Here is a 394-nt window from a genome sequence, read left to right as displayed (position 1 = left end):
CGCGAGATTGGGGTCGGCCATCATCCAGCCGATGGTGCGCCTGAGGAACCCGCGCGTGGGCACGTGGTCGCAGTCGAAGATCACCGCGAACGGGCTGTCCGTCACCGCCAGCGCATGGTTGAGGTTGCCGGCCTTGGCGTGGTTGTTCTCGGCGCGGATGATGTAGCCCGCCCCCGCCTCCACCGCGAAGTCGTGGAAGGCCTTCCGCCGCCCGTCATCAAGGATGTAGACGTTCAGCCTGTCCGCGGGCCAGTCAAGGTCCAGCGCGCCGAGCACCGTCGAACGGACGAGGGAGAGTTCCTCGTTATAGGACGGGACGAACACGTCCACGCTCGGCCACTGCGCCATGTCCTCGGGCAGGGGGTGTTCCCTGCGCCGCAGCGGCCAGGCCATC

The 394-nt window shown here is 67.8% G+C and carries 1 protein-coding gene; it reads right to left on the bottom strand.

Translation table 11 applies throughout. The features are described from left to right. Nucleotides 1–394, bottom strand: a 394-nt coding sequence (locus tag HNO79_RS16360; RefSeq protein ID WP_214165958.1) for a glycosyltransferase, incomplete at both ends; no start/stop codon positions are given.

The sequence above is a fragment of the Komagataeibacter oboediens genome (assembly GCF_018491655.1).
Taxonomy (GTDB): domain Bacteria; phylum Pseudomonadota; class Alphaproteobacteria; order Acetobacterales; family Acetobacteraceae; genus Komagataeibacter; species Komagataeibacter oboediens.
This window is presented reverse-complemented; position numbering and strand designations above follow the sequence as displayed.